We start from the raw sequence: 2832 nt of genomic DNA, 5'->3' as shown, positions 1-2832 counted from the left end.
ATGGACGATCTATTGCAACGCGTACGGCGCTGCGAAGCGCTGCAGCAACCCGAATGGGGCGATCCGTCGCGCCTGCGCGACGTGCAGGCGTACCTGCGCGGCAGTCCGGCGCTGATCCGCGCCGGCGACATCCTGGCCCTGCGCGCGACCCTGGCGCGGGTCGCCCGCGGCGAGGCGCTGGTGGTGCAGTGCGGCGACTGCGCCGAGGACATGGACGACCACCATGCCGAGAACGTGGCGCGCAAGGCCGCCGTGCTGGAACTGCTGGCCGGCGCCCTGCGCCTGGCCGGCCGGCGGCCGGTGATCCGCGTCGGGCGCATCGCCGGGCAGTACGCCAAGCCGCGTTCCAAGCCGCACGAGCAGGTCGGCGAGCAGACCCTGCCGGTCTATCGCGGCGACATGGTCAACGGCCGCGAGGCCCATGCCGAGCAGCGCCGGGCCGATCCGCAGCGGATTCTCAAGGGCTATGCGGCGGCGCGCAACATCATGCGCCACCTGGGCTGGGACGCCGCGTCCGGGCAGGAGGCGAATGCCTCGCCGGTCTGGACCAGCCACGAGATGCTGCTGCTCGACTACGAGCTGTCGATGCTGCGCGAGGACGAGCAGCGCCGGGTCTATCTCGGTTCGACCCACTGGCCGTGGATCGGCGAGCGCACCCGCCAGGTCGACGGCGCCCATGTGGCGCTGCTGGCCGAGGTGCTCAACCCGGTGGCCTGCAAGGTCGGTCCGGAGATCGGCCGCGACCAGTTGCTGGCGCTCTGCGAGCGCCTCGACCCGCGCCGCGAGCCGGGGCGCCTGACGCTGATCGCGCGGATGGGCGCGCAGAAGGTCGGCGAGCGCCTGCCGCCGCTGGTGGAAGCGGTGCGCGCGGCCGGCCACCCGGTGATCTGGCTGAGCGACCCGATGCACGGCAACACCATCGTCGCGCCCTGCGGCAACAAGACCCGCCTGGTGCGCAGCATCGCCGAGGAGGTGGCGGCGTTCCGCCTGGCGGTGTCCGGCTCCGGCGGCGTGGCCGCCGGGCTGCACCTGGAGACCACCCCGGACGACGTCACCGAGTGCGTCGCCGATTCCAGCGGCCTGCACCAGGTCGGCCGGCACTACACCAGCCTCTGCGATCCGCGGCTGAACCCCTGGCAGGCGCTCAGCGCGGTGATGGCCTGGTCCGGCGCAGAAGCGATCCCGAGCGCAACCTTCCCCCTGGAGACCGTGGCATGAGCGGCATTCCCGAAATCACCGCCTATCCCTTGCCGACCGCCCAGCAGTTGCCGGCCAACCTGGCGCGCTGGAGCCTGGAGCCGCGGCGCGCGGTGCTGCTGGTGCACGACATGCAGCGCTACTTCCTGCGCCCGCTGCCCGAGAGCCTGCGCGCCGGGCTGGTGGCCAACGCCGCGCGGCTGCGCCGCTGGTGCGTCGAGCAGGGCGTGCAGATCGCCTACACCGCCCAGCCGGGCAGCATGACCGAGGAGCAGCGCGGCCTGCTCAAGGACTTCTGGGGGCCGGGCATGCGCGCCAGTCCGGCCGACCGCGAAGTGGTCGAGGAGCTGGCGCCGGGGCCGGACGACTGGCTGCTGACCAAGTGGCGCTACAGCGCCTTCTTCCACTCCGACCTGCTCCAGCGGATGCGCGCCGCCGGCCGCGACCAGTTGGTGCTGTGCGGCGTATACGCCCACGTCGGGGTGCTGATCTCCACGGTCGACGCCTACTCCAACGACATCCAGCCGTTCCTGGTGGCCGACGCCATCGCCGACTTCAGCGAGGCGCACCACCGCATGGCCCTGGAATACGCCGCCAGCCGCTGCGCGATGGTGGTCACCACCGACGAGGTGCTGGAATGAACGCCCTGCCCACATCGCTGTTGCAGCGCCTGCTCGAACGGCCGGCGCCGTTCGCCTTGCTCTACCGCCCGGAAAGCAATGGCCCGGGCCTGCTCGACGTGATTCGCGGCGAGACGCTCGAACTGCACGGCCTGGCCGACCTGCCGCTGGACGAGCCCGGCCCGGGCCTGCCGCGCCATGACCTGCTGGCGCTGATTCCCTACCGGCAGATCGCCGAGCGCGGCTTCGAGGCGCTCGACGACGGCACGCCGCTGCTGGCGCTGAAGGTTCTGGAGCAGGAACTGCTGCCGTTGGAGCAGGCCCTGGCGCTGCTGCCGAACCAAGCGCTGGAACTGAGCGAGGAAGGTTTCGACCTCGACGACGAGGCCTACGCCGAAGTGGTCGGGCGGGTCATCGCCGACGAGATCGGTCGCGGCGAAGGCGCCAACTTCGTGATCAAGCGGCGCTTCCAGGCGCGCATCGACGGCTACGCCACGGCCAGCGCGCTGAGTTTCTTCCGCCAGTTGCTGCTGCGCGAGAAGGGCGCCTACTGGACCTTCATCGTCCACACCGGCGAACGCACCCTGGTCGGCGCCTCGCCCGAGCGACACATCAGCGTGCGCGACGGCCTGGCGGTGATGAACCCGATCAGCGGCACCTACCGCTACCCGCCGGCCGGGCCGAACCTGGCCGAGGTCATGGAATTCCTCGACAACCGCAAGGAAGCCGACGAGCTGTACATGGTGGTGGACGAGGAGCTGAAGATGATGGCGCGGATCTGCGAGGACGGCGGCCGGGTGCTCGGTCCCTACCTCAAGGAGATGGCGCACCTGGCGCACACCGAGTACTTCATCGAGGGCCAGACCAGCCGCGACGTGCGCGAGGTGCTGCGCGAGACGCTGTTCGCCCCGACCGTCACCGGCAGCCCGCTGGAAAGCGCCTGCCGGGTGATCCGCCGCTACGAGCCGCAGGGTCGCGGCTACTACAGCGGGGTGGCGGCGCTGATCGGCGGCGA

2 protein-coding genes and 1 pseudogene are annotated in these 2832 nt (G+C 71.2%); all 3 read left to right on the top strand.

The window, feature by feature from the left end:
• Positions 1-1218 carry a phenazine biosynthesis protein PhzC gene (gene phzC / locus AC4OR5_RS30860; protein ID WP_003460076.1) on the top strand — a complete coding sequence of 406 codons (1218 nt, stop codon included), beginning with the start codon at positions 1-3 and terminating at the stop codon, positions 1216-1218.
• A complete protein-coding gene (phzD, locus tag AC4OR5_RS30855) occupies positions 1215-1838 on the top strand; it encodes a phenazine biosynthesis protein PhzD (protein ID WP_003093625.1) in 624 nt (207 codons plus the stop codon). Before phzC ends, phzD begins: the two co-directional genes overlap by 4 nt.
• A pseudogene (phzE, locus tag AC4OR5_RS30850) lies at positions 1835-2832 on the top strand (phenazine biosynthesis protein PhzE); the annotation flags it as partial. The gene phzD and the pseudogene phzE, both read left to right, overlap by 4 nt.

Source organism: Pseudomonas sp. YA1, assembly GCF_058680555.1.
Note: the sequence above shows the minus strand (reverse complement) of the source record. Positions and strands in the feature narration are given on the sequence as shown.